This window comes from Mesorhizobium sp. M7A.F.Ca.US.014.04.1.1, from assembly GCF_003998745.1.
Taxonomy (GTDB): Bacteria; Pseudomonadota; Alphaproteobacteria; order Rhizobiales; family Rhizobiaceae; genus Mesorhizobium; species Mesorhizobium ciceri.
Map to the genome: position 1 here is coordinate 1 of NZ_RZRW01001141.1, position 988 is coordinate 988.

The following is a 988-nucleotide window of genomic DNA, read 5'->3' on the forward strand; positions in this document are numbered from 1 at the left end:
AGCTCGGGGCGCCCGACCTGACCGATGCGATCTGGCTCTATGGATCCGGTGAGACAGCCATCGCCGCACAGGTCCGTGCGCCAAAACAGGGCGTCATGCCGGCCTGGGGCGCACGCCTGGGCGAGACCAAGGTCAAGGAACTCGCCGTCTATATCCATTCGCTTGGTGGTGGGGAATAGGAAGCGGGGACCTGTTCCCACCCTTCGCCAGCCAAGCGACGAGGCCCGGCCATGCCGGGCCTCGACCTATATTCGGCACCGGTAATTGACTTGCATCAACGCGCCTGCCCCCGCCCCGCGCCAAGACTTGCCTACGCTGGCAGCCTGGGCATGGGCAGATTGTCGCCTGCGCGAGTGGAGATGCATGTGCTGGACAATACGCAGGTAGAGCGGCTCGAAGCCGAAGCGGCCAATTCCGCCAAGGTGCGCCAGCCGATGTATGCCGCGCGCAAGAAGATATTCCCGAAACGGGCAACAGGGAACTTTCGTCGGTTCAAGTGGCTGGTGATGGCGATCACACTCGGTATCTACTACCTGACACAGTGGTTGCGATGGGACCGTGGCCCGTTCGCCCCGGACCAGGCCGTGCTGCTCGATCTCGCCAACCGGCGCTTCTACTTCTTCTTCATCGAGATCTGGCCGCAGGAATTCTACTATGTGGCCGGCCTTCTGATCATGGCCGGCGTCGGTCTTTTCCTGATCACGTCGACTATCGGTCGCGCCTGGTGCGGCTATACATGTCCGCAGACTGTATGGGTCGATCTGTTTCTGGTCGTCGAGCGCGCCATCGAGGGTGATCGCAACGCACGCATGAAACTCGATGCCGGCCCATGGACCGCCCGCAAGCTTGCGCTGCGGGCATCGAAACACGCCATCTGGCTGGGCATAGGGGCGGCGACGGGCGGCGCCTGGATCTTCTATTTTGCCGATGCGCCGACGCTGGTTGGCGAACTCTTTACCGGCACCGCGGCACCCGTTGCCTACATCAC

At 62.7% G+C, this 988-nt stretch carries 1 protein-coding gene and 1 pseudogene; both read left to right on the forward strand.

Annotation, left to right across the window (positions count from 1 at the left end; translation table 11 throughout):
• Window positions 1-179 (forward strand): annotated as a pseudogene (locus tag EOA22_RS39385) (cytochrome C oxidase Cbb3); the annotation flags it as partial.
• A gap of 186 nt (window positions 180-365) precedes the next feature.
• Window positions 366-988 (forward strand): 4Fe-4S binding protein (locus EOA22_RS35130; protein WP_164756246.1); only part of this gene is annotated, 623 nt, incomplete at its 3' end.